Origin of the sequence: Streptomyces armeniacus (assembly GCF_003355155.1) — a bacterium.
Lineage (GTDB): Bacteria > Actinomycetota > Actinomycetes > Streptomycetales > Streptomycetaceae > Streptomyces > Streptomyces armeniacus.
In genome coordinates this window covers 5,857,327-5,880,450 of the sequence record NZ_CP031320.1, presented here as the reverse complement: position 1 = coordinate 5,880,450, position 23,124 = coordinate 5,857,327, and the positions used below count along the sequence as shown (strand labels likewise).

At 72.5% G+C, this 23,124-nt stretch carries 21 protein-coding genes and 1 pseudogene; 7 read left to right on the top strand and 15 right to left on the bottom strand.

Going from position 1 to position 23,124, the window contains the following annotated elements; all coding sequences use genetic code 11:
* Positions 1–153 precede the first annotated feature (153 nt).
* The 5 genes from DVA86_RS25635 to DVA86_RS25615 form a co-directional block, all read right to left on the bottom strand.
* Complete coding sequence (locus DVA86_RS25635) at positions 154–1,119, bottom strand: aldo/keto reductase (protein WP_208881791.1); 966 nt, start codon at positions 1,117–1,119, stop codon at positions 154–156.
* A gap of 66 nt (positions 1,120–1,185) precedes the next feature.
* Positions 1,186–1,368 carry a hypothetical protein gene (locus tag DVA86_RS25630; protein WP_208881789.1) on the bottom strand — a complete coding sequence of 61 codons (183 nt, stop codon included), beginning with the start codon at positions 1,366–1,368 and terminating at the stop codon, positions 1,186–1,188.
* A gap of 391 nt (positions 1,369–1,759) precedes the next feature.
* Positions 1,760–2,575 carry a heme ABC transporter ATP-binding protein gene (locus DVA86_RS25625; protein WP_245997737.1) on the bottom strand — a complete coding sequence of 272 codons (816 nt, stop codon included), beginning with the start codon at positions 2,573–2,575 and terminating at the stop codon, positions 1,760–1,762.
* Between the two features lie 59 nt (positions 2,576–2,634).
* Positions 2,635–3,645, bottom strand: a complete 1,011-nt coding sequence (locus tag DVA86_RS25620; protein ID WP_245997736.1) for a FecCD family ABC transporter permease — start codon at positions 3,643–3,645, stop codon at positions 2,635–2,637.
* A 140-nt stretch (positions 3,646–3,785) separates the two neighbouring features.
* Positions 3,786–4,916 carry a heme/hemin ABC transporter substrate-binding protein gene (locus DVA86_RS25615; protein WP_245997139.1) on the bottom strand — a complete coding sequence of 377 codons (1,131 nt, stop codon included), beginning with the start codon at positions 4,914–4,916 and terminating at the stop codon, positions 3,786–3,788.
* A 116-nt stretch (positions 4,917–5,032) separates the two neighbouring features.
* Here DVA86_RS25615 and DVA86_RS25610 point away from each other — a divergent pair, with 116 nt between their 5' ends.
* Both DVA86_RS25610 and DVA86_RS25605 read left to right on the top strand, forming a co-directional pair.
* The gene (locus DVA86_RS25610; RefSeq protein WP_208881787.1) at positions 5,033–6,520 is read left to right on the top strand and encodes an HtaA domain-containing protein; all 1,488 of its coding nucleotides are present in this window, start codon (positions 5,033–5,035) and stop codon (positions 6,518–6,520) included.
* A complete protein-coding gene (locus tag DVA86_RS25605; RefSeq protein ID WP_208881785.1) occupies positions 6,517–8,211 on the top strand; it encodes an HtaA domain-containing protein in 1,695 nt (564 codons plus the stop codon). The genes DVA86_RS25610 and DVA86_RS25605 overlap by 4 nt, the downstream gene beginning before the upstream one ends.
* Before the next feature lie 198 nt (positions 8,212–8,409).
* Here DVA86_RS25605 and DVA86_RS25600 read toward each other — a convergent pair whose 3' ends face one another.
* Positions 8,410–9,105, bottom strand: a complete 696-nt coding sequence (locus DVA86_RS25600) for a biliverdin-producing heme oxygenase (protein ID WP_208881783.1) — start codon at positions 9,103–9,105, stop codon at positions 8,410–8,412.
* A gap of 161 nt (positions 9,106–9,266) precedes the next feature.
* Positions 9,267–10,124 (bottom strand): type I methionyl aminopeptidase, encoded by an 858-nt coding sequence (gene map, locus DVA86_RS25595; protein WP_208881781.1) that lies wholly within the window; start codon positions 10,122–10,124, stop codon positions 9,267–9,269.
* 51 nt (positions 10,125–10,175) lie between these two features.
* Between map and DVA86_RS25590 the strand changes: the two genes are divergently transcribed.
* A complete protein-coding gene (locus DVA86_RS25590; RefSeq protein ID WP_208881779.1) occupies positions 10,176–10,424 on the top strand; it encodes a hypothetical protein in 249 nt (82 codons plus the stop codon).
* 64 nt (positions 10,425–10,488) lie between these two features.
* On the opposite strand, the gene DVA86_RS25585 is transcribed toward DVA86_RS25590, so the two are convergent.
* Both DVA86_RS25585 and DVA86_RS25580 read right to left on the bottom strand, forming a co-directional pair.
* Entirely contained in the window at positions 10,489–11,775 is a 1,287-nt protein-coding gene (locus DVA86_RS25585) for an MFS transporter (RefSeq protein ID WP_245997136.1), read from the bottom strand.
* Between the two features lie 97 nt (positions 11,776–11,872).
* A complete protein-coding gene (locus DVA86_RS25580; protein ID WP_208885150.1) occupies positions 11,873–12,532 on the bottom strand; it encodes a hypothetical protein in 660 nt (219 codons plus the stop codon).
* Between the two features lie 188 nt (positions 12,533–12,720).
* Between DVA86_RS25580 and npdG the strand changes: the two genes are divergently transcribed.
* Both npdG and DVA86_RS25570 read left to right on the top strand, forming a co-directional pair.
* Entirely contained in the window at positions 12,721–13,425 is a 705-nt protein-coding gene (gene npdG, locus DVA86_RS25575) for an NADPH-dependent F420 reductase (protein ID WP_208881777.1), read from the top strand.
* A gap of 149 nt (positions 13,426–13,574) precedes the next feature.
* Positions 13,575–13,856, top strand: coding sequence for a hypothetical protein (locus DVA86_RS25570; RefSeq protein WP_245997134.1), 282 nt, complete (start codon positions 13,575–13,577; stop codon positions 13,854–13,856).
* Between the two features lie 30 nt (positions 13,857–13,886).
* Here DVA86_RS25570 and DVA86_RS25565 read toward each other — a convergent pair whose 3' ends face one another.
* From DVA86_RS25565 to DVA86_RS25555, 3 genes are all read right to left on the bottom strand, one after another.
* Positions 13,887–14,699 carry a site-2 protease family protein gene (locus tag DVA86_RS25565; protein ID WP_208881776.1) on the bottom strand — a complete coding sequence of 271 codons (813 nt, stop codon included), beginning with the start codon at positions 14,697–14,699 and terminating at the stop codon, positions 13,887–13,889.
* Positions 14,700–14,989: 290 nt separating this feature from the next.
* Positions 14,990–15,664 (bottom strand): DUF4360 domain-containing protein, encoded by a 675-nt coding sequence (locus DVA86_RS25560; protein WP_208881774.1) that lies wholly within the window; start codon positions 15,662–15,664, stop codon positions 14,990–14,992.
* Between the two features lie 43 nt (positions 15,665–15,707).
* Complete coding sequence (locus DVA86_RS25555; protein WP_208881772.1) at positions 15,708–16,355, bottom strand: DUF4360 domain-containing protein; 648 nt, start codon at positions 16,353–16,355, stop codon at positions 15,708–15,710.
* 888 nt (positions 16,356–17,243) lie between these two features.
* On the opposite strand from DVA86_RS25555, the pseudogene DVA86_RS25550 reads away from it, so the two are divergent.
* Positions 17,244–17,969: pseudogene (locus tag DVA86_RS25550) on the top strand (AfsR/SARP family transcriptional regulator); the annotation flags it as partial.
* Positions 17,970–18,377: 408 nt separating this feature from the next.
* Here the strand turns inward: DVA86_RS25550 and DVA86_RS25545 are convergent.
* The 3 genes from DVA86_RS25545 to DVA86_RS25535 all read right to left on the bottom strand — a co-directional run bounded on the left by DVA86_RS25545 (position 18,378) and on the right by DVA86_RS25535 (position 22,230).
* Complete coding sequence (locus DVA86_RS25545; RefSeq protein WP_208881771.1) at positions 18,378–19,415, bottom strand: S1 family peptidase; 1,038 nt, start codon at positions 19,413–19,415, stop codon at positions 18,378–18,380.
* A gap of 276 nt (positions 19,416–19,691) precedes the next feature.
* A complete protein-coding gene (locus DVA86_RS25540; protein WP_208881769.1) occupies positions 19,692–20,789 on the bottom strand; it encodes a slipin family protein in 1,098 nt (365 codons plus the stop codon).
* A gap of 172 nt (positions 20,790–20,961) precedes the next feature.
* Positions 20,962–22,230, bottom strand: a complete 1,269-nt coding sequence (locus DVA86_RS25535) for a DUF5685 family protein (protein WP_208881768.1) — start codon at positions 22,228–22,230, stop codon at positions 20,962–20,964.
* Positions 22,231–22,537: 307 nt separating this feature from the next.
* Between DVA86_RS25535 and DVA86_RS25530 the strand changes: the two genes are divergently transcribed.
* The gene (locus DVA86_RS25530) at positions 22,538–22,981 is read left to right on the top strand and encodes a cell division protein SepF (protein ID WP_208881766.1); all 444 of its coding nucleotides are present in this window, start codon (positions 22,538–22,540) and stop codon (positions 22,979–22,981) included.
* Positions 22,982–23,124: the final 143 nt, after the last annotated feature.

Sequence of the window (23,124 nt, the reverse complement as noted above, 5' to 3'; positions counted from 1 at the left end):
GAACCTCCCCAAGCCCAGGGTGCCGTGTGTCAGCGACCATAAGTCATACGGAAGGGGTTCCACCGCTGTTTGTTCAAAATTCGCTGTGATGTCCAACTTGTTGGAGTCATGGCGATACTTTCCAGCCATTCCGCCGAAACCGCGCAGGAAGTCTCAGGCGTCCGCCGACGGCGTCGGCGCGTCCGCCCGCAGCAGCCCGTCCGACTTCAGCGCGGCCCAGAGCGCGGTGGGCACCGGACGTTCGAAGTGCGCCACGCTGGCGGCGACTTCATCCGGCGTACGGGCGCCGACCAGCGTCGTGGCGACCGCCGGGTGCGCCGGAGGGAACTGCAGCGCGGCGGCGAGCGGCGACACCCCGTACCGCGCGCAGACCGCCCGCAGCGCGTGCACGCGTTCGTCGCGCGAGTCCGCGTCCGTCAGCAGCCCGCCCTGGAAGACGCCCGCCGCGATGACGGCGACGCCGCGCTCCGCGCAGAGCGGCAGCAGATCCGCCAGCCCCGACTGGTCGAGCAGCCCGTAACGGCCCGCCAGCAGCACGCAGTCGGGGCCCGGCGCTGGCGCCTCGCGGAGGAAGCGGGCGGCGACGTCGGCGTGGTTGACGCCGAGGGACACGGCGCCGACGGCGCCGCGTTCGCGCAGCTCGGCCAGGGCGGGGTAGGCGCCGTGGAGCGCGGTGGGGTAGTCCTCGTCCGGGTCGTGGACGTGCAGCACGTCGATCCGGTCCAGGCCGAGCCGGTCCAGGCTCTCGACCACGGAGCGGTGCGCGGCGTCGTACGAGTGGTCGCGGCGCGGCCCGACGCCAGGCGGCGGATCGGCCCAGACGGGCTGCGTGTCCGTGCCGCCGGGCTCGATCAGCCTGCCGACCTTGGTGCACAGCACGTACTCCGCGCGCGGACGCGCCCGGAGCGCACGCCCGGCGCGGGCCTCGGACCGGCCGTAGCCGTACACGGGCGCCGTGTCGAAGAAGCGGAGCCCCAGCTCCCAGGCCCGGTCGACGGTGGCGCGCGCCTGCGCCCCGGGCACGGGCGTGAACAGGCCGCCGATGGAGGCGAGTCCGAGTCCGAGGCGCGTCACCGACAGGTCCGTACGGCCGAGCCGGACGCGTTCGTGTGCCTTCATGCGTGTGCCCTCATACGGCCAGCATCGCAGCACGGAGGACGGCACGGGGTGCGCCCTGGAGCTCTCTCAGCGGGACGGAGCCGTGTGTGCGGCGTGTACGGCCGCGTGCGGGCGCGGTGGCGCCAACTGCTCGGTGCCGCCGCGCTTCCGGCAGGTGCCGCAGACGTACGCGCCGCCGTGTGCGGTGCGTTCCGGCACGGACAGCCGCCCGCACCAGCGGCACAGCCGCAGCGTTAACTGGTCGCTCATGCCGCGGCCCCCCGGCGTCTCCGGGCCGTCCGGGCGTCCCGCCGCTCCCGCCCGTCGGGTCCGTGCCGTCCCCCGTGACGGCGTGAGCGGTGCCGCCGCGGTGGTACGGGGTGCTGGCCGGCGTCGTGCATCGTCGGGCTCCTCGCTGTCCCGGCCGCGCCCCGGACCGACGCCTCGCGTCGGTCGCCGAGTCCGCGCGGCGCCCTGTGACCGGGGAGTCACAACGCGCCGAAACGGTGCGGCGGTGGAAATGGCGTACAGCTCTACAGCGCCGCGCCGAGCTGCGGTGTTGCACATGAGGCAACCATTCCGGTGAGCCTCACCGAGGGTCATCGCCGGGCGGGGCGCACCGCCCAGCGCGCCCCGGAGGCCACCGCGCGCCGTCCGCGCGTCACGCGCCCCGCGCACTCCGCGCGCCGCGCACGGGCAGCACCAGGCGGGCGCCCGTACGCGGATGTTGGACGATCTCCACCGGCTGCTCGTAGATCCGCGAGAGCGCCTCCGCCGTGAACACCCCGTCCGGCGGCCCCTCCAGCGCGATCCGCCCCTCGTCCAGCACCGCCGCCCGGTCCGCGTACGCCGCCGCCAACCCGAGGTCGTGCAGCACCACCGCCACCGCCGTGCCCGCCGCCGCCCGCGCCCGGCACAGCCGCAGCACCAGCTCCTGATGGCGCAGGTCCAGCGCGGCGGTCGGCTCGTCCAGCAGCAGTACGGGCGCGCGCTGCGCTAGAACGCGGGCGAGCGCGACGCGGGCCCGCTCGCCGCCGGACAGCGCGGAGAACGGGCGGGCGGCGAAGTCCGCGACCTCCGTGTCGGCCATGGCGGCGGCCACCGCCTCGTCGTCCTCGTCCTCGGCGTCCGTGCCGGCCCACGGCGCCCGGCCCATCCGTACGACCTCCTCGACCGTGAACGGGAAGGCCAGCTCGGCGGCCTGCGGCAGCACCGCGCGGCGCAGGGCGAGTTCGGGCGCCGACCAGTCGGCGCAGCGGCGGCCACCGAGGCGCACCTCGCCCGCGCCGGGCGCGAAGTCCCCGGCGAGCGCCCCGAGGAGCGTGGACTTGCCCGCGCCGTTCGGCCCGACGAGGGCGAGCAACTCGCCTGCGGACAGCGCCAGATCGACGCCGTTGAGCACCGTACGGGAGCCGATCCGTACGGAGAGCCCGCGCGCCGCGGCGACCGTCGTACCCGTACGGGCCGCCTCCGGCAGCGCACGCCCCGCCGCGCCCCACACCCGTACGGCACGCAGCCGCCTGCGGTACGGCCCGTTCACGCCCAGCCTCCCTGCCGCCGCCGCGTCCTGCGCAGCAGCCAGAAGAAGAACGGCGAGCCGATCAGCGCCGTCAGCACGCCCAGCGGCAGCTCCGCCGGCGCCACGACCGTGCGGGCCGCCAGGTCGGCGGCCACCAGCACCACCGCGCCGCCGAGCGCGCTGCCCGGCACCAGGAAGCGGTGGCCGGGGCCCGCGGCCATCCGCAGCAGATGCGGAATCACCAGCCCGACGAACGTGATGATCCCGGCCACTGCCACGGCCGCCGCCGTGAGCAGCGCGACCACCAGCACCAGTACGATCCGCAACCGCTCGACGTCCACGCCCAGATGGCGCGCGGGCCGCTCGCCGAGCGCCAGCAGATCCAGCCGCCGCGCGTACAGCGGCGCCACGCACAGCCCCGCCAGCGCGCACGGCAGCACGGCCAGCACCTTGGCCCAGGTGGCCTGCGCCAGGGAACCGAGCTGCCAGAACGTGATCTGGGTGAGCGCCGCGTTGTCGGCGAAGAAGAGGAACAGGCCGATGAGGGCGCCCGCGAAGGCGTTCACGGCGATGCCGGTGAGAATGAGCGTGACGACCTCCGTACGGCCGCCGGACCGCGACAGCACGTACACGAGCAGCACCGTGGCGAGCCCGGCGGCGAACGCGCACACGGTGACCGTCCAGTTGCCGAGGAAGCCGAGCCCGAACGCGATCGACGCGACCGCGCCGACCGCCGCGCCCGACGAGATGCCGATGACGCCCGGCTCGGCGAGCGGATTGCCGAACATGCCCTGCATCAGCGCGCCGGCGCAGCCCAGCGACGCCCCGACGAGCAGCCCGAGCACGACGCGCGGGAGGCGCACGTTCCACAGCACGCTCTCGCCGACCCGGTCGAGCGGCGCGCCCCCGAGCCCGGCCCGGTGGGCGAGGGAGCCGAGGACGTCGGAGAGCGGGATGCCGTACGCGCCGCTGCCGACGGACAGGAGTGCCAGGACGGCGAGCGCGGCGGCGAGTACGGCGGTGAGCAGGGCCGTACGGGCGCGGCGCGGGCGGGTGCGGGTGCGGGTGCGGTGCGGGTCCGGGGTCGGGCTCGGCGCACGCGCCGGGGCGGTGGCCTCGTCGTGTGTCTCGCCGTCCTCGGTCACGGCCGCCGCACCGGCTTCCGCGGTCACCCGGCTCCCTCGTGGAACTGCCGTACCAGCGCGCGCAGCACCCGGTCCGTACGCGGCCCGTAGCTGAGCAGCACGCCGTCGTCGACGCTCGCGACGCGGCGGTCCATGCCCGCCGGGGTCTGCGCGACGCCCGGGACCTGCACCAGGCCGTCCACACCGCCGACGGACTCCAGGCCCTTGGCCATCACCAGGATCACGTCGGGCGCGGCCTTGACCAGCGCCTCGCTGGTGAGCGCCGTGAAGTCCTTGCGCAGCCCCGACTCCTTGCCCGCGTCCACGCCGCCCGCCGCCTCGATGAGCGAACTCGCGCCCGAACCCGCCCCGCCCAGCAGGTAGACGGACGCCGTGCCGCGCAGATAGAGGAACGCGACGCGCGGCTTTCCGTCCGTGCCCTGCCCGTCGCCGCCGCTGTCGCCGCTGTGGTCATTGCCGCCGTTGCCGCCGTTGCCGCCGGGGATGTCCTGGCGGGCCTTCGCGATCCGCTGCTCGGTGCGCGTACGGAGCCGGTCGCCCGCCTTCGTCACCCCGAGGGCGGCGGCGACCATGTCGATACGCGTGCCGACATCGTCCAACTCCCGTGCGGCGGCGACCACGACGACCGGCACGCCCGCGTCCCGCAGCTGCCGTACAGCCTCGTCGGGGCCGGTGGTGGTCTCGGCCAGGACGACCGTCGGCTTGAGCGCGAGCACGCCCTCGGCGGAGACGTCGTGCCCGCGGGTCACCAGCGGCAGTTTCGCCGCCTGTTCGAAAGTGGCCGACACGTCCCGTGCCACGACCCGGTCGCCGAGGCCGAGGGAGAAGACGATCTCGGAGAGCGAGCCGGAGAGGGGCACGATCCGTTCGGCGCTCTCGACGGTCACGCTGCCGCCGTCGTCTGAACTGCCGCCGCTGCCGCCGCCCTTGCTGCCGCCGCTGCCGCCCGGCTTCGCCGTGCCGACCGTGACCGGCAGGCGCGGGTTCGGCGCGGGCCCGGTCAGCGGCTCGGCCCGGTCGGCGCGAGCGGACGCCTTGGCGCGCGCGGGCTCGCCGCCCGCGTCCGCGCCGCCCGTGCCGCCGCACGCGGTGAGGACGAGGGCGGAACTGAGCAGGGCGGCCAACACGCCCAGGACACGCGGTGGTTGACGCACGGCGCACTGCCTTCCAGGGGGAGGGGGTTCCAGCGGGACCGGGGATAGCTTAGGTTAGCCTTACCTTTGTTTCCAGTCTTGATCTGCCCAGCCTGGTCTGCCCAGGGAGGTCCGCTGTGTCCGCGTTCAGAACCCTCCGCGTGCTCGCCGCCGCACTGCCCGCGGCGGTGCTCGCCGTCGCGCTGCTCCCGGCCGACGGCGCGCGGGCGGCGGACCGTACGGTCGCCGGCGGTCGGCTCGACTGGAGCGTCAAGGCGTCGTTCCAGCGCTACGTCACCGGGCCTGTCGCCGAGGGCGGCTGGACCCTCCGCGGGGGAGCGAGCACGGCCGGGGAAAGCCAGTTCCGGTTCCACTCGGCTTCCGGTTCGTACGACCCGGCGGACGGCGCGTTGCAGGCGGGCTTCCGGGGCGGCGTGCGGTTCACCGGGCATCCGAAGCCAGACGGCACGAAGGAGCTGGACCTCACGATCAGCAACCCCACCGTCCGCGTCACCGCGGGCGGTTCGGGCTCGCTCCGTGCCGACCTGCGCAGCAGGGCGAAGGGGTCCGGGAAGGTCACCGAGAGCAGGCAGGTGCCGCTGGCCTCGCTCGACCTGTCCGGTGTCGACATGCGCGGCGGCGGCACGCCCCTCACCCTCGCCAACGTGCCCGCCAAGCTGACCGCCGAGGGCGCCGAGTCGTTCGCGGGCTACTACCCGGCGGGCACGGCGCTCGACCCGGTGAGCCTGTCGGCGGACGTACGGGCGGCGGGCGGCGCGGGCCGTACGCCGGGCGGCGCGGGTGACGACGAGGGCGGTGCCTCCGGCTCGCCGCGACAGGCCGCCGTACGGGGGAAGTTCACGGACGCCGCCGTCGACTGGGGCGTGCGGCGCACGTTCCGCGAGTACGTCACCGGGCCGGTCGCCAGGGGCCGCTGGCAGCTCTCGGGAGGGGCGCGGGACGGCGGCGCCGCCTACCGCTTCCCCGCCGGCACCGGCCGCTACGACCTGGCCAAGGGCGAACTGGACGCGGAGTTCGGCGGCACCGTCCGGTTCACCGGCAAGCACCTGGACACGGCCCTGAGCGGGGTGTCCGTACGGGTACGGGACCGGAGCGGCACGCTGTCCGCGGACGGCACACCGCTGGTGACCTTCCCGGTGAAGGCGCTGAAGCCCGGCGCGGCACGCGACGGCCTGCTCCGCGTCACCGAGGCACCGGCCGAACTCACCGCGGACGGCGCGGAGTTCTTCGGCGGCGTTTACGCGAAGGGCACCGACATGGCGCCCGTGTCCCTCGCCGTCGCCCTGACCGAGGACGCCGAACTGCCCGCGCTGCCCGACATCGGCACCGCCCCGTCCGCTTCCGCTTCCCCGTCCGCTTCGGTTTCCGCGCGCCCGGCCGCGGCGGACCCGGACGCGGGCACGGCCGAGACCGCCGCGTCCGGGTCCGGGGCCGCGCTGCCGGTCGCGCTCACCGCCGCCTCGCTGGCGGTCCTCGGCGGCGTCTTCTGGTACCTGCGCGGCCGGCGCCATGTCCGTACGGCGGCCGCGGTCCCCACGTCCGTAACCCATCCCGATCCCGATCGCGACTCAGCAGCCAACTCCAAGGAGCAGCAGCCCGAATGACCGCCACCAGGAGCACCAGACCCACCAGGCCCGCCGGTCCCGGCAGGCCCGCCGTACACGGCGCGGCGCTCGCCGCCGCCACCGCGACCGTTCTCGCCGCGACCGCGTTCCTCGCCCTGCCCGCGACCGCCGCCGCCGTCGCCGCCGACGACGGCGGCGGCGCCCGCGACCGTACGGCCGCACAGGCGCCCGCCGCCGTCGAACTGACCGACGGCACCCTGGACTGGGGCGTCAAGAAGTCGTTCCGCGACTACGTCACCGGCCCGATCGGCGGCGGCGACATCACCGTCGGCGACGGCGCCGAAGAGAACCCGGACGGCACCTTCCGCTTCACCGCGGGCACCGGCACGTACGACCCGGGCAGCCACGGCGTGGACGTCGCGTTCGAGGGCAGCGTCCGCTTCGCCGCGCACGGCGGGCAGTTGGATCTCGCCTTCGCCGACCTCAAGGTGACCTCGGACGACGGGCGGCAGGGCACGATCACCGCCGACGTCAGCACGGGCGGTACGTCGAGCGACGACGTCGAGGTGGCCGCGCTCGACCTGGCCGCGGTCGAGCCCGGGCAGGGCGAGGGCGGCGAGATGACCTTCGCGGACGTCCCCGCGACGCTGACGGCCGAGGGCGCGAAGGCGTTCAACGGCTTCTACAAGGAGGGCGACGACCTCGACCCCGCCACGCTCGCGGTGCGCCCCGTAACCAGTGGTACGGGCGGTACGGGTGCCGCCGGTGGTGGCGGCGAGAGCGGCAACGGCTCGGCGGGCACGGGCAGTACGGGCGGTACGGGTGGCGCTGGCAGTACGGGTGCGTCAGGCGGCACCGGCGCCGACACCGGCCCCGCCCCCGGTACGGGCTCGGGCAGCGACCCCGCCGACCCCGCCGACCCCGCGACCGCCGAGTCCGGCGAGGTCGTCGACGGCAACCTGGACTGGGGCGTGAAGGAGTCCTTCCGTACGTATGTCACCGGCCCGATCGGCGGCGGCAAGGTCGAACTCTCCGGCGGCGCACAGGACAACGGCGACGGCTACCGCTTCCCCGGCGGCAACGGCGACCTCGACTCCGGCGCAGGCTCCCTCGACGCGGACTTCGACGGCGCCGTCCGCTTCCTCGCCCACAAGGAGTCGGGCCAGGGCCAGGAGTACGCCCTGGACCTGAAGTTCTCCGCGCTGCGCGTGGAGACCGACGGCACCGAGGGGTCGCTGGTCGCAGACGTGGCGGCCAAGGACCGGAAGACGGGTGAAGTGAGCGAGTACGACGCCCTGACGGTCGCCTCGCTCACGGTTCCCGACGGCGCCCTCACGCCGGACGAGGACATCGTCACCCTCGACAAGCTGCCCGCGACGCTGACGGCCGACGGCGCGAAGGCGTTCGGCGGCTTCTACGAGAAGGGCGACGCCCTTGATCCCGTGACCGTCTCCGTTGCGCTGGACGAGGGTGCGGAGCTTCCGGGCGGTGGGTCGGACGGTACGTCCGGTTCCTCGGACTCGTCCGGCTCGGACGGCTCGTCCGGCTCGTCGTCGTCGGCCGGAACGGTCGGCGGCGGTGACACCGGCGGCTCGGGCAGCCTCGCCTCGACCGGTACGGGTACGCCTGTCGCGGCTCTGCTGGGCGGAGCGGGCGGCCTGGCCCTGATCGGTGCGGCAGCGGCATACGCCACCCGCCGCCGCGGCCCTTCCAGCCCGTCCGGCGTTTGAGGACAGCCCTCAGCCGGAGTCCGAGCCGAGGTCGGCCCCCGGCCGCGCCCACGCGTACGCCGAGGTGACCCGCCAGGGTCACCCGTCCCGCGGTCGTGGCCGGGGGCCGTCCTCAATCGCCGGACGGGCTGGAATGGGCTGAGGTGCCGGATCAGGTGAGCGCCGGACGGGCTGGAATGGGCTGAGGTGCCAGAGGGGCTACGCGCTCGCCGGGAACTCCTCGCCCAGTTCCCGGAACACCGCCGTGTTCAGCGCGAACGCCCGCTTGCACTCGTCCACCACCCGCTGCTTCTCCAGGTCGTCCAGCGGCAGCGCGTCCAGCCGTTCGCGGTACGCGCGCTTGAATGCCGCCGGGTTGCCGATCTCCTCGAAGACGTAGAACCGCACGCCGTCGCCCTTGCGCGCGAAGCCCCAGGTCTGTTCCGCCTTTCCGCGGATGATCTGGCCGCCGGAGAGGTCGCCGAGGTAGCGGGTGTAGTGGTGCGCGACGTAGCCGCCCGGCCAGTCCCGCGCGAGCTCCGCGATCCGTGCCGCGTACGCGCCCGTGGCCGGGAGCGGCCGTACGCGCGTACGCCAGTCCGTGCCGCCGTGCAGGTGGTCCAGGTCGCGCCGCAGGGACGGCAGCCGGAACAGGCCGGGGTCGATGAACGGCCCGGCGACCGGGTCGGCGCGGAGGCCGTCGGCGGCGGATTCCATGGCGTCGTAGACGAACCACAGCTGCTCGGTGTAGCGCCGGTACGCGTCCACGCCGAGCCGCCCGCCGAGGAGGTGGCTCATGAACGCCGACGTCTCCGCCTCCTCGTGCTGCTCCTTCGAGGCGGTGCGGATGAGCGTGGAGAACGGCGTCGCGGCGGACTGGGCCGTGACATCGGAGGTGACATCGGACGCGGCCATGGCGGGGGCCTCCGTGGGTGCCGGGGCAAAAGGGGACGGACGGCGGTGCGAGCATGCCGACGCTCCGCCGATCCTCCTACTTAGGCTTACCTAAGTCAATGTTTTGCCGACGCGCTGTCGGCAAATCTGACCCGTGCCGCGGAGATCCCCACGGGAGACCCTCAGGGCAGCGTGAGGATCTCCGCACCCGTCTCCGTCACCACGAGCGTGTGCTCGAACTGCGCCGACCGCTTGCGGTCCTTCGTGACGACCGTCCAGCCGTCGTCCCACATGTCCCACTCGTACGTGCCCAGCGTCAGCATCGGCTCGATCGTGAACGTCATGCCGGGCTTCATCACGGTGGTGGCGCGCTCGTCGTCGTAGTGCGGGATGATCAGCCCGGAGTGGAACGACGAGTTGACGCCGTGGCCGGTGAAGTCCCGTACGACGCCGTATCCGAAGCGCTTGGCGTACGACTCGATGACGCGCCCGATCACGTTCACCTGGCGGCCCGGCCGTACGGCCTTGATCGCGCGCCGCAGCGACTCCCGGGTCCGCTCCACGAGCAGGCGGGACTCCTCGTCCACGTCACCGCACAGGTACGTGGCGTTGTTGTCGCCGTGTACGCCGCCGATGAAGGCCGTGACGTCCAGGTTCACGATGTCGCCGTCGCGGAGGACGGTGGAGTCGGGGATGCCGTGGCAGATGACTTCGTTGACCGAGGAGCAGAGGGACTTGGGGAACTTGCGGTAACCGAGCGTCGAGGGGTACGCGCCGTGGTCGCACATGTACGCGTGCGCGATCTCGTCCAGCTTGTCGGTGGTCACGCCGGGCGCGATGTGCTGCGCGGCCTCCTCCATCGCGCGGGCGGCGATGCGGCCGGCGACGCGCATCCGCTCGATCGTCTCGGAATCCTGCACTTCGGGCCCGGTGTACGGGGTGGGGGCGGGCTTGCCGACGTACTCGGGACGCGGGATCGAGGGCGGGACGGCACGCTGCGGAGAGAGTGTGCCGGGAACGAGAAGAGACTGGCCAGACATGTCGCGAGTGTAGCTGTGGTCACCGGCACGGCCCTGGGGCAGCATGAACGCATGGCACTCTTCAAGCGCAAGACGGTCGGCAAGCCGGGCGAGTGGTTCTACTGCCTCGAGCACCAGACGGTCGAGGAGGGTCCCGAGTGCCCGGGCAAGGACCGTTTCGGGCCGTACGCGAGCCGCGAGGAGGCCGCGCACGCCATGGAGACGGCCCGCGAACGCAATCTGAAATGGGAGAACGACCCGCGCTGGCACGACGCGACGCCGGCGGAGGACGAGGAGGCGGACGAGGAGGAGGGCCGCTGAACGCGCCGCCGGCACCACGCCGAACCGCGTCCCGCGCCGGAGCCGCCTGGCGCGGCCCCGGCGCCTAGAGCGACTCCTGCGTACGGCTCATGCGGGCCTCGCGGACCGCCTTCGCGTGCGGGCTCGTCCGCGCGTCGTACGCCATCAGCTTCGGCAGCGCGAGCGCCAGCAGCCCCGCCGCCGCCACGCACGCGAGTCCGCCGCTCCACACCGACGTCCGTACGGAGGTCAGCGCGGCCACGCCGCCCGACCGCACCTGTCCGAGCTGCGGCCCCAGCGAGTACGACAGCAGCTCGATGCCGGCGAGGCGGCCGCGCAGTTCGTCGGGGATGGACTGGTTCCACATCGTCGAACGGAAGATCCCGCTCACCATGTCGAAGCCGCCCGACATGGTGAGGAACAGCAGCACCAGCCAGATGTTCTGCATCGCCCCGGCCACCGCCATCGACGCGCCCCAGCACACCGCCGCGAGCGCGACCACGCGCCCGTGCCGGTGGATGCGTCTGCTCCACCCGCTCGTCGCGCTCACCAGCATCGAGCCGAACGGGAGCGTCGCGTACATCAGCCCCAGCGCCCACTCCGCGTCCAAGTCGTCGGCCAGGAACGGGAACAGCGCCAGCGGGAAGGCGAACAGCATCGCCGCCAGGTCGATCGCGTACGTGCCCAGCAGCTCCTTCCTGCTCCACGCGTAGCGGGCGCCCGCGAGAATGCCGCTGAGGGACGGCTTCTCCGCGTCGTGCGCGGCCGGCGACGGCCGCAGCTGCCAGGCCAGCGCGACGGACACGACGAAGGTGAGGACGTCCAGGGCGTACGCGACCTCCAGCCCGGCGTAGGCGATCAGCAGGCCGGCGAGGGCTGGGCCGACGACGCCGCCGATCTGCCAGCGGAGGGCGTTCAGCGCGGCGGCGGCGCTGAGTTGGTCGTGGGCGACGATCCGGGGCACGAGCGCGTCCAGGGCGGGCTGCTGGATGCCGGCGAGCGCGCTGGTCAGCGCGCCCGCGACGTACAGCGGCCAGATCATGGGCGACGGCAGCAGGGTGTTGAGGAGCAGCCCGAGCGCGGAGACACCGAGCGCGACCTCGCTCCAGAAGATCAACTTCCGTTTGTCCGCGGCATCCGCGAGCGCGCCCCCGTACAGGCCGAACACCACCAGCGGCACCAGCTGCACCGCGCCCAGTGCGCCCACCGCGACCGGCGACCCCGTCAACTCCTTGAGCTGGTACGGCAGCGCGACAAACGAGAGGAAGCTGCCGAACACCGTGACGGCGCCGGCGATCCACATGAGGCGGAAGTCCCGCGACGCGTGCCAGGGGGCGAGGTCGGGCAGCAGCGCCCGGAGCTTGGGGGACACGAGAGGTCATCGTTCACCGTGCCGAACGGGCGGGCAACGGAATATCCGCCGCGGGCGGCGGCCCCGGGGCCGGGGCGCGTGGTGTCCGCGGGCGCGTCTACCAGCGCGTGGGCGGTGGCGCCGTCAGCTGGTCGGCCAGCCGCGAGAGGCGGTCCCGGAAGCCGCGGGCGCGCTTGCGCGGGCCGGCGGCACCGGCGTTCGTCCCGTACGGGCCGGCGGAGTTCTCCCCGGCCGCGGCGCTCACCAGGTGCTGCAGCGTGTCCAGGTCGACCTCGTCCGGGTCGGCGGTGAGCGCGTCGTGCGCGAGGCCGCGCAGCTCGGGCGCGCCGCCCGCGCCACCGCCGCCCGCCTCCCCGCCGTCCATCGCGAGCACGGTGGCCCCGGCGCGGCGCGCGTCCTGTACGCGTTCCAGCAGCCCCGCGCCGGGCTCCTCCGGCGTCACCACGAGCAGCGTCTCGCCGCGCCCCGCCGCCGCGACGCGGCCGAGCCCGACGGACAGGTGCGCGGGGGCGGAGTCCGGCACCCGGTGCCGTACGAGCGTCGGCGACAGCTCCGGCAGCCCCGACCAGGCCGCCTCGTCGTCCAGGTGCGCGGCCAGATGCCACGGCTCGTGGTCCTCGCTGCCGACCAGCAGCAGCCCGCCGCGGCGGCGCGGCGCGACCGACGTACGCAGCGACCCGGCGAACCGGCGCGTGGAGTCCAACCACTCGGTCCCGGCGAGCACTTCACGCAGCAGCGCGACCCGTACGGCATCCATGGCGCGCATGATGCCGGACGGGACGGGTGTGGCGTGGCGGATTGCCGTGACAGGCCCGTGCGCCGCGCGCGTGCGGCGCACGGGCGGGGGCGGTGCGCCCCCGGGTTCGCGCGTGGGCGCATGGCGCGTGATGACCTTCACTACTCTCCGGTACGGCGAGTTCCGGTCCGGGCTGGCAAGATCTCCGTATGACCTCACCTGCCGCACCGAAGGCCGCTCCGAAGAAGGACCCCTGGGACCTCCCCGACGTGTCCGGGCTCACCGTAGGCGTGCTCGGGGGCACCGGCGACCAGGGGCGCGGCCTCGCGTACCGGCTGGCCAGGGCGGGCCAGCGGGTGATCATCGGCTCGCGCGCCGCCGAGCGCGCCCAGCAGGCCGCCGGTGAACTCGGCGAGGGCGTCGAGGGCGCCGAGAACGCCGAGTGCGCGCGCCGTTCCGACGTGGTGATCATCGCCGTTCCCTGGGAGGGCCACGGCAAGACGCTCGAGGCGCTCCGCGACGACCTGGCGGGCAAGCTGGTCGTCGACTGCGTGAACCCGCTCGGTTTCGACAAGAAGGGCGCCTACGCCCTGAAGCCGGAGGAGGGCAGCGCCGCCGAGCAGGCCGCCGCGCTCCTGCCCGACTCCCGTGTCACGGCCGCGTTCCACCACCTCTCCGCCGTCCTCCTCGCGGACCCCGCCGTCGAGGAGATCGAGACCGACGTGATGGTGCTCGGCGAGGTGCGGGACGACTGCGAGATCGTGCAGGCGCTGGCCGGCCGCATCCCCGGGATGCGCGGCGTCTACGCGGGGCGGCTGCGCAACGCGCACCAGGTCGAGTCGCTCGTCGCCAACCTGATCTCCGTCAACCGCCGCTACCGCGCGCACGCGGGGGTACGGCTCACCGACGTCTGAGGCGGCGGGGCGATGGGCGACAATGGCACCCGTACGTCCACCGCACCCGGGTGCGTACGCGCCGCCCGTCACGTACGCGCCGCCCGTCACGTACCGTCCCGTACGGTCCGTACGCCCTGAGCCCGCACCGCCGACTGGAGCCCGCCCGTATGACCGCCCCGACCCCCAGCCCCAGCACCGCCCCCGCGCCGTCCCGGTCCCGCGTGCCGCGCCCGCCCCGGGGGATCGCGCTGTACAGCACGGTCGTCTGCCTGCTGGCGGTCGTGGCGGCGGTGGTGTCGTTCGCCAAGGGCAGCTGGCTGGGGATCGTGTGGGTGCTGCTGGCGGGGCTCACGTCCAACATGGCGTGGTACTACGTGCGCCGCGGCCGCGCGGAGGCGGCGGCCGCCCGTACGGACGCGGACCGTACGGACGCGGGCGCGCGGGGCTGACCGTACGGACGGTCAGAACACGCCGCACCGTCAGAGCAGGCCGAGCCCCACGAACACGTTCTCCGGCTCGCCCGCCCAGAAGCGGAAGTACTCGAGGCCGAAGTAGGTCTCCGCGTCCGAGACGCCCAGCGACCGCATCACCGCGTCGATCGCGTCCCAGAACACCTCGTTGACCTGCGGAATCCACAGGCACCCGAAGACGACGAGCAGACCGTACGGCGCGAACGGCTCGGCCTGGGCGCGCGTGCGGTGCGACAGCCACGGCTCGATCACGCCGTAGCCGTCCAGCCCGGGCACCGGCAGGAAGTTCAGGATCGCCGCCGTCACCTGGAGCATCGCCAGGAACGCGAGCGCGCAGCGGAACGCCACCGGCACCCCGTCCATCGCGTCCAGCCACCACGGGGCGGTGAGCACCACCGCGAACAGCGCGTTCGTCAGCGGCCCGGCGGCGGAGATCAGACTGTGCCGCCAACGGCCGCGGATACGCCCCCGTTCGATGAACACCGCGCCGCCGGGCAGCCCGATCCCGCCCATGACGACGAACAGCACCGGCAGCACGATGCTGAGCAGCGCGTGCGTGTACTTCAGCGGGTTGAGCGTGAGATAGCCCTTCGCGCCGACCGACACGTCCCCGCCGTGCAGCGCGGAACGGGCGTGCGCGTACTCGTGCAGGCAGAGCGACACGATCCAGCCCGACACCACGAAGAGGAACACCGCGAGCCCGGTCACCCCGGCGAACCCGCCCCAGACCGCCCACCCGGACACCCCCATCACGGCAACCAGCCCCAGAAAGACGGGACTCGGCCGGCGGTGCTCGTGGCGTACGGAGGCGGCGCTGGTCATAGCGTCAGACCGTACCCGGCGCGGCACACGCTGAGCCACAGCCCGTCGGCTCCACCGGCGGGCGAACGGCCGCCCCGTTGGGCGGGCAAGCTCAGCCCAATCCAAGCCTGTCCGGCGTTTGAGGACGGACCGGGGCGGCCACGACCTGTCGGTGGACCGACGGGCTGTGGCCAAGTGCGCCGGCGTCGTGGCCGAGGGCCGTCCTCAATCGCCGGACGGGCTGAAAGGGCGCGCGGTCACGCGCCGTACGTGAGAGGCGCGCGCCGGACGGGCTGAAGGGGCGTGTGGGATCAGCGCTTGGCGGGCGCCTTCTCACACTTCTTCCAGGCGAAGTGGTACGTCGTGCCGACCTCGCCGTCCGTCGAGTCCATGGTCATGAAACTCGTCGTGTTCTTCGTGTCCGAGGTGCCCGCGTTGACGCGCAGCTCGGTGTTGATGTTGAAGTTGCGCAGTTCGCCGCAGGGCGCCCAGACCATGTGAGCCCATTCGGTCTCGTCCGTGGCCTGCCAGTTGTCGTTGTAGGCGCCGGTGTACGGGTGTTCGTGGTGCGTGGTCTCCGAGGAGCCCTGGAAGTAGTACGACGCCTTCGAGATGCTCGATGCGCCCGGCTCCAGGAAGGCGTAACCGCGGTAGTCCACGCTCGCGATGGCGTACGTGAACCCGTGCGGTACGTGCATGACGAGGCTGAGCTGGCAGTTCTTCCGGAAGTCGGTGGGCGTGGAGCCCTTGCCGACCTGTGCCAGATAGTCGGAGTAGGTGACCGTGAACGCCTTGTTGTCCGGGGACACGGCGACCGCTGCCGTCCCCTTCGGACACCCCGAACCGTTGACCGTTGCCACCGTGATCACGATCTCGTCCTCGGGCGGATCCTCGAAGTACGGCGGTGTGGCGTGCGGGTTCTGGACGGAGAGCGTCGAGGCGAACAGCGCAGCGAGTGCGCCGCCCGCGAGAAGAACACCGGGCATGGTTCTCCCATCGCAAGTCTGACTGAGAGGTACGCGCTGGTGATCAGCACTTCTTCCAGGAGAGCTGGAAGATGGTGCTGACGCTTCCGTCGGTCGAGTCCATGGTCATGAAGCTCGTCGACGAGTCGCTGTCCGAGGTGCCCGCGCTGACGCGCAGTTCGGAGTTGATGTTGAAGTTCTTGTCCTCTCCGCACGGGGCCCAGACCAGTTCGCTGTAGTCGGTGCTGTCCCTGGTCTGCCAGTTGTCGGTGAAGGGGCCCTTGAACTCGTGGTTCTGGTGCGCGGTGTGCGGGGAGCCCTGGAAGTAGTAGCTGGCCTTCTGGAGCCCCTTCGCGCCGTTCTGCAGCTGTGCGAAGCCGCGGTAGTCGACGGCGGCGACGGCGTACGTGAAGCCCTGCGGCACGTGTACGTCGAGGTTCAGCTGGCAGTTCTTCCGTACGTCGGTGGGGCTGGCGCCGCCGCCGACCTGGGCGAGATAGTCGCTGTAGGTCACGGTGAAGGCGGTGTTGTCCTGGGCGGTCGCCACCGCGGCCGTTCCCTTGGGGCAGCCAGAGCCGTTTACCGTCTGGATGCCGATCTCGATTCTCTGAGACGGGACTTCGGATTCCGCTGACGCTGGCGCGCTTTGCGCGGACATGGTCGACGCGAAGAGTGCCGCGACCGCGCCACCTGCGAGAAGAGCACCTGACATGTTTGTCCTTTCGAGCGTCGTGAGCGGCGCCGGGGGACGGAATGTGCGGTGGCGCCGCACGTGGGGGTGCCGGTTTCCGGGCAGGCTTCGCCCGCACGGTGAACCGCGGGACTGTTCACCTCCGCGCATCCCGTACGGAATGGGCAGAGGGCATGGCAATTGCGCGTTTCGAGTGCGAAGAACGAGAGAGCTCTGCGCGGCGCGCAGCCGAACCGGGCCGGTCGATGCCCGCAGGTCGATCGAGGTTGCCGAGCGGTCGATCGAGGCGCCTCGAGACCTACACGTGGGGGGAGTTGCATACTTCCCGGCAAAACCCACTATACGAACGAGAGCGCTTCCTTACCAGGCTCCGAGATGCCTGCGGGCTGAGGATTTCAGGCCACTTTTCGCCGGTGCGGCGGCAAAGGAACGCGTCGCGGCTCGGCCGGACGCGAGCCGCCGCGGACGCTTTCTGAAACATTCCTCCGGATTGCCGCGGCGCCTTGGCGGCGACCCCCGCTGACATGGGCGGTCACTCGGGCGGAGGTGTCCGTCAGCGTACGGGCCGCATTGTCGCGCGGGCGTGCGCGGACCGGCGTGGAACGGGGCGGGTGCGGGCGGCCGTACGGTCCGCGCGGGGCCCGTACAAGGGGTCCTAGCGCTCTCGCCTGGAGGTTCCGCTTGTGCGTCCGGACGTCCGGATTCCGCCGGGTGGCGGCGGGGATTGATTGAAAGCGTCACCAATTCACGGTGCGGAGCGGCCGTGGCTGCGCAAAAGAACTCCCGCATATACCACGCGGGAACAGCTGCCTTGGGCGGCCTTTTTCCCGCCGGGATAACCCGCGGCGCGGCCGCGGCAGCCCCCGGTGCGGCCGTTCGGCGCTCGGGGTGACCTGGCAGTATGAACAGGTGCGCTACCGCTATTGCGTTCTGGGGACCACGCAGGCAATCCGCACGGACGGCACCACGGTGCCGCTCGGCGGGGCGCGGCTGCGCGCCCTGCTGACCGCGCTCGCGGTGGCGGGCGGGAGCACGGTGAGCACCGAGGCGCTGGTGCGGTCCGTATGGGCGGCCGGCGAGGACCCGCCCACGGAGGAGGTCGCCGCACTCCAGGCCCTGGTCGGGCGGCTGCGGCGGGCGCTCGGCCGGGAGGCCGTGGCCTCGGGCGCCGGCGGCTACCGGCTGGTGGCCGACCGGGACGACATCGACCTCTTCCGCTTCGAGCGGCTGGCCGATGACGGGGCCCGCGCGCTCGCGGACGGCGACGCGGAGAAGGCCGCCGGGCAGCTGGACGACGCGCTGGCGCTCTGGCGCGGGCCTGCGCTCGCGGACCTCCCCGACGGCGGCGGCGCCACCGGCGTACGCGCCCGCGCCCGGCACCTCGCCGCGCGCCGCGACCGGCTGGCGGCGGACTGCGCGCTGAGCCGCCCCGAGACGGCGCTGCCCGCACTGCGCGAACTCGCCGCCGCGCACCCGCTGGACGAGCCCCTGCACGCCCTGCACCTGCGCGCGCTGCGCGACGCCGGGCGTACGGCCGAGGCGCTGGCGGCGTACGAGGAAGTGCGGGTCACGCTGGCCGACCGGCTCGGCACCGACCCCGGGCCCGAACTCCGCGCGCTGCACGCGGAGTTCCTGGCTCTTATCAACATCTCACGCTGCCGCACAAGGCGTAGGCGTAAAGCCAGGGAGGCGCCGGATCGTTGAACAAACAAACAAATTGTTGTATCTTATTTTTTAAGGATCCGGCGCCCACAGGAGACTACACCCAACACTTCGTCGGCAGCGTCAGATGGGGATAAGAGACCACACGTACCGGGTCCCCCAACGCCAGCGGCTCCACGGCATCCCCTTCCACACGGTCAGAACCCATCACGCATTCAACACCTGTCCGAGCACCGGCCCTTGCCCTCCCGGATCGAAACAGGCACAAGGCGCAAGAACCGCGGTAAGCGCAGACGCAGACGCAAGCGCGGACGCAAGCGCAACGAAACCCCCCGGTTTTCCGGGGGGTTCCGTTGCGTGGGGGGTCAATCGCTGTGGAGATCAGCCGATCTGCGCGCCGAACTTGTCGAGAGCCTCACCGACGGGCTGGAAGTAGGTCTCGCCACCGGAGGAGCAGTCACCGCTGCCGCCGGAGGTCATACCCAGCGCCTTGTCCTCGGCGAACAGTGCGCCGCCGCTGTCGCCGGGCTCGGCGCAGACGTTGGTGTGGATGAGACCGTCGACCGTACCTTCGGGGTAGGAGACGGAGGCGTCGACCGCGAGGACCTCGCCGTCGTGCAGCTGCGTGGTGCTGCCGCTGCGCTGGACGGTCTGGCCGACCTGGGCCTCACCCGCGCCGGAGATGGCCTGGGTGCTGCCGTTGTAGAGGTTGACCTCGCTCGGGTGCGGGGTGTCGGCCGTGTACATCGCCAGGCCGTAGTCGTCGCCCGGGAAGCTGCCGTCCTGCGTGGCCGCGATTTCGCCGCCGCCCTGCGAGTCGGACCAGCTGTCGACGGCGTTGGTGCAGTGACCGGCGGTCAGGAAGCCGGCCTCGCCGTTCACGGTGACGTTGAAGCCGAGGGAGCAGCGGGAGCCGGAGCCATAGATGGCGTCGCCACCGGCGATCTTGGTGGTGAACTTGCCCTCGGTGCGCTTCAGTACGGCCTTGCCGTCCTGAGCCGCGACCTGCTTCTTCAGCTTGGCCAGCTTGGCGCCGGTGACCGTCTTGTCGGCCGTGATGACGACCTTGTTGGTCTTCGGGTCGACGGCGCGCGAGGTGCCCACCATGTCGTTCTCGGTGAGCGTCTTCTTGACGCTGTTCAGCTGCGCCATGGTGTGGTCGACGACCTTGGCCTCGGCACCGGCCGACTCGACCTTCGACTTGGCGGCCTCGTCCACGACGTTGACGACGAGCTTCTTCGCCTTGGCGTCGTAGTAGGCACCGGCGTCGCCCTTGATCTCGGACACGAGGTCCTGGGCAAGGGTGGTCGCCTTGGTCTGCGACATGGTGTCAACGGCCGGCGAGTCCGCCGCGTTGGCGTTCGACAGGGTGAGCGCTCCAGCGGCCAGGGCCGCCACGCTCGCTCCGGCAACGGCCATACGGCGCTTGGATATACGACGGTTGTGTCTCAACTCCGCCTCCAGTGGGGGTTGGGCACACCCGAGTCAGAGCGCGCCCGGAGGAAGTACGGACACAGGCCTTCTCACTTGAAGAAAGTCGCGTCCATGCCAACTTGCGCGCTGAGTATTGCGCGAACGTCGGTTAACACACAAGGGCGGAGGCGGGTGCTGTCCGGTAATTGCCCGTCAGATTCCGGATTCCGGGGGGTTTTCGCGCGGTTCGCGCAGAGATGTCAGCCCTGGACCGGGTGCGGGCTAGATCCTCTTCCGCCGTTCCTCCCGCCCGGACTCCGTCTCGGGCTCCGCCTCGGACTCCCGCCCGGATTCCGGCAGCGCCACGTCGTCCTCGGGCGGTTCACCCAGCACCAGCGGCTCCAGGGGCTCCAGCGCCTCGGTCTCGTCGAGCGCTCCGCCCTGCTCCAGGGACGCGAGCGACGTCGGCGACTCCGCGTCCAGCAGCGGCGCCTGCTCCTCCGCCTGCGCCGCGTCCATCTCGGCCGCGCGCTCCGACGCCGCGGCGTCGGCCGTGCTCTCGGCCGCGCGGGCAGCCGTACGCGCCGCACGCGCCCGCTGCTCCGCCTCTTCGCCGTGCTCCTGCGAGCCGTGCTGCGTACGGTCCAGGAACCGGAGCAGCTCAACGGGGAACGGCAGCACCAGCGTGGAGTTCTTCTCCGTCGCGACCGAGGCGACCGTCTGCAGCAGCCGCAGCTGGAGCGCGGCCGGTGTGTCGGCCATCGCGTCGGCGGCCTGCGCGAGCTTCTTCGACGCCTGCAGCTCGGCGTCCGCGTTGATCACCCGGGCGCGCCTGTCGCGCGTCGCCTCCGCCTGCCGGGCCATGGATCGCTTCATCGTCTCCGGCAGCGAAACGTCCTTGATCTCCACGCGGTCGATCGTCACGCCCCACTCCACGGCGGGACTGTCGATCATCAGCTCCAGGCCCTGGTTCAGCTTCTCCCGGTTGGAGAGCAGATCGTCCAGCTCGCTCTTGCCGATGATCGAACGGAGCGCGGTCTGCGCCATCTGGGAGACCGCGAAGCGGTAGTCCTCGACGCGGATGATCGCGTCCGCGGGGTCGACGACCTTGAAGTACACCACCGCGTCGACGCGGACCGTGACGTTGTCCCGCGTGATGCCCTCCTGCGCGGGCACCGGCAGGGTCACGACCTGCATGTTCACCTTCTGGAGCCGGTCCACCGCCGGGATGATCATGGTGAATCCGGGCTGCTTCAGGCCACCTCGGAGCCGACCGAGACGGAACACGAGCCCTCGCTCGTACTGCCTCACCACCCGGGCCGCCGCCATGACGTAGAGCACGCCACCGCCGAGCCCCGCTGCGACCAACTCCAAGACCATTACGGCCCCCAAAGTCCGGTATACACACAACGGTAAACCTCGTCCCGACCGGTGGTCGAGCCCCGCACCGATGTGCCTTGCGGCCACGTGGAGCGCACCGTACGGACACGACCCGTGCCCGTACGGTCAGCAGTCCCCTCACCACGGTGCGCAGTGCCGCCGGCGCCCCTCGTCAGCAGTCACACGAGCAGCAGTCGCAGCAGTCGCACTTGTGGCAACAGCCCTCGCGCTTCTTACGGCTCCACGGCCCCTCGTACTCCTCCTTGCAGCACATCCGGCACGTGCAGCACAGGGCGAGGAAGGCGCCGCAGCCGGCGAGGAACGACCGCTTCGGCGGCCTGCCGCCGGGCCCGGGGCCCAGCCCGCCGCCGTACGGGCCGCCGGGACCACCCGGTGCGCCGCCACCGTACGGATTGCCGCCGTACGGATTCCCGCCGCCGTAGGGATCGCCGCCGTACGGGTTCCCGCCGCCCGCCGGCGGCTGCTGCCCGTACGGATTCCCGCCGCCGGGTCCGTACGCGCCTCCGTGCGCACCGTGCACGCCCCGCCCACCGTGGACGCCGTGCGGCGCGCCGCCGTGCGCGCACGTCACCCCGAACGCCCGGTCCACCGCCCTCGGCAGCTCGTGTACGAGCAGCACGTGCGCCAGCCTGCCGTCGGTGAACTCCGCGTCCCGCAGGGCGAGCCGTACGCCGTGCGCCGCGTCGTCGCACAGCCGCCGCACCTCCGCCAGGGGCGTGGCGGTGGCCGCGACCGGGTTCCACGCGCCCGACGCCTCATCGGCCGTCAGATCCTCGACGGCGTCCAGGAGATGCGCGAGACGGCCGAACAGCCGCCCCGCCTCCGTCAGCGGCGCCACGTTCGCGGGCCGCCCGGCGAGCAGCGCGGTGTGCGCGAAGGCGGCCGCCGTCGCCGTCTCGGTGGGCTCCGTGACGGCCAGCAGCGGGCTGCCCGGCCGTGCGGCGGCCTCGACCTCCGGCTGCCGGTCGATGGCCGCGGTCAGGACGCCCGTGTCGAAGCCGAGGTCCGCTCCCGTACGCGCGCCCGCCTGGTCCCAGCCCGCGGCCACCCGGCGCGCGGCGGCGGCCACGGGGCGGCGCGCCAGCAGCCCGTCGCCGTCGGCGATGTGGTCCCGCGTCTTCGCGGAGGCGAGCACGAGCGACACGGACGCGGCCAGCCGCGCCCCTTCGCCGCGCGCGACGGACGCGGTACGCATGCCGCGCAGTGGGCAGGGCCCGGCCGTACGGCGCAGCTCCTCCGTACGCGGCGACTGCGCCTCGGTCAGCACCGAGACAAGCAGGCCGTCGTAGTTGGTCACCACCCTGGCGAACTGCCCGTGGTCGCCGCGGAGTGCGAGGCAGAGCCCGCACAGGTGCGCCGTCCACGATGTCAGCAGCCCGTCGCCCAGCCGGTGGCGGCAGGGCCTGACGATTCCGAACACGCTTCCCCCGTTCCTTTGTGACGCCGGATCACGTTATCCGGGGCACAAGCTCTCTCACCCGTCTGTCAGTGGTGGCCACCCGTCCGGCGGGACGGCGTGGATCCAGCACACCGTCACCACCCGTACACGGAAAGATCCCTGATCCGGCGCCATGTGTTCTGCACCAGAACCGTCACGAATCCCGTCTGTAGCGCCAATCTACTTGGCACAACCTCCGCATCATGCATGACCATAGGATTGCGGAACCCGCGGCGGTGCCGCTATCGACAGTTTTCGACGCCGCGACGCAGAGGAGAGGAGGCGTCCAATGGGATCGGTGCGCAAGGCGAGTGCCTGGCTGGGCCTCGTCGACGACAGCGAGATGCGTTACTACGACGACGACTACGCCGAGGGACCGGAGCCCGGAGACGCCGCTCGCGAACCGTGGGTGACGGACCCGCGGGTCCGGGTGACGGCCGAGGCCGCCCAGGATCAGGGCGCCCGGATCGCGACGGTCACCCCGGACGGTTTCCGGGACGCACGCGGAATCGGGGAACTGTTCCGCGACGGGGTCCCGGTGATCGTGAATCTCACGGGGATGGACTCGGACGACGCGAAGCGCGTCGTGGATTTCTGCGCAGGGCTGATCTTCGGCCTGCGCGGTTCCATCGACCGTGTGGCCACGCGGGTCTTCCTGCTGACGCCGGCCGAATACAAGATCGTGAACGGTGAGGACCGCCGCACCGAGGGCGGCTTCTTCAACCAGAGCTAGGGTCTGGCTGACAGACCCCGGCGAACGCCCGGCGTTGAGCCGGGTGCGCAGGCGGCGGCCGTACGAGCGCCGCCCCCGTGGTCCGACGGCCCGGGGGCGGCCGGGACGCGACCCGTCGCGCCGTCATGCCGCCGCGCCGACGC

Coding starts and splice junctions, on each gene's coding strand:
- DVA86_RS25635 (WP_208881791.1), bottom strand. CDS start 1,119: ATGAAGGCACACGAACGCGTCCGGCTCGGCCGTACGGACCTGTCGGTG.
- DVA86_RS25630 (WP_208881789.1), bottom strand. CDS start 1,368: ATGAGCGACCAGTTAACGCTGCGGCTGTGCCGCTGGTGCGGGCGGCTG.
- DVA86_RS25605 (WP_208881785.1), top strand. CDS start 6,517: ATGACCGCCACCAGGAGCACCAGACCCACCAGGCCCGCCGGTCCCGGC.
- DVA86_RS25600 (WP_208881783.1), bottom strand. CDS start 9,105: ATGGCCGCGTCCGATGTCACCTCCGATGTCACGGCCCAGTCCGCCGCG.
- map (WP_208881781.1), bottom strand. CDS start 10,124: ATGTCTGGCCAGTCTCTTCTCGTTCCCGGCACACTCTCTCCGCAGCGT.
- DVA86_RS25590 (WP_208881779.1), top strand. CDS start 10,176: ATGGCACTCTTCAAGCGCAAGACGGTCGGCAAGCCGGGCGAGTGGTTC.
- DVA86_RS25580 (WP_208885150.1), bottom strand. CDS start 12,532: ATGGATGCCGTACGGGTCGCGCTGCTGCGTGAAGTGCTCGCCGGGACC.
- npdG (WP_208881777.1), top strand. CDS start 12,721: ATGACCTCACCTGCCGCACCGAAGGCCGCTCCGAAGAAGGACCCCTGG.
- DVA86_RS25570 (WP_245997134.1), top strand. CDS start 13,575: ATGACCGCCCCGACCCCCAGCCCCAGCACCGCCCCCGCGCCGTCCCGG.
- DVA86_RS25565 (WP_208881776.1), bottom strand. CDS start 14,699: ATGACCAGCGCCGCCTCCGTACGCCACGAGCACCGCCGGCCGAGTCCC.
- DVA86_RS25560 (WP_208881774.1), bottom strand. CDS start 15,664: ATGCCCGGTGTTCTTCTCGCGGGCGGCGCACTCGCTGCGCTGTTCGCC.
- DVA86_RS25555 (WP_208881772.1), bottom strand. CDS start 16,355: ATGTCAGGTGCTCTTCTCGCAGGTGGCGCGGTCGCGGCACTCTTCGCG.
- DVA86_RS25545 (WP_208881771.1), bottom strand. CDS start 19,415: ATGGCCGTTGCCGGAGCGAGCGTGGCGGCCCTGGCCGCTGGAGCGCTC.
- DVA86_RS25540 (WP_208881769.1), bottom strand. CDS start 20,789: ATGGTCTTGGAGTTGGTCGCAGCGGGGCTCGGCGGTGGCGTGCTCTAC.
- DVA86_RS25530 (WP_208881766.1), top strand. CDS start 22,538: ATGGGATCGGTGCGCAAGGCGAGTGCCTGGCTGGGCCTCGTCGACGAC.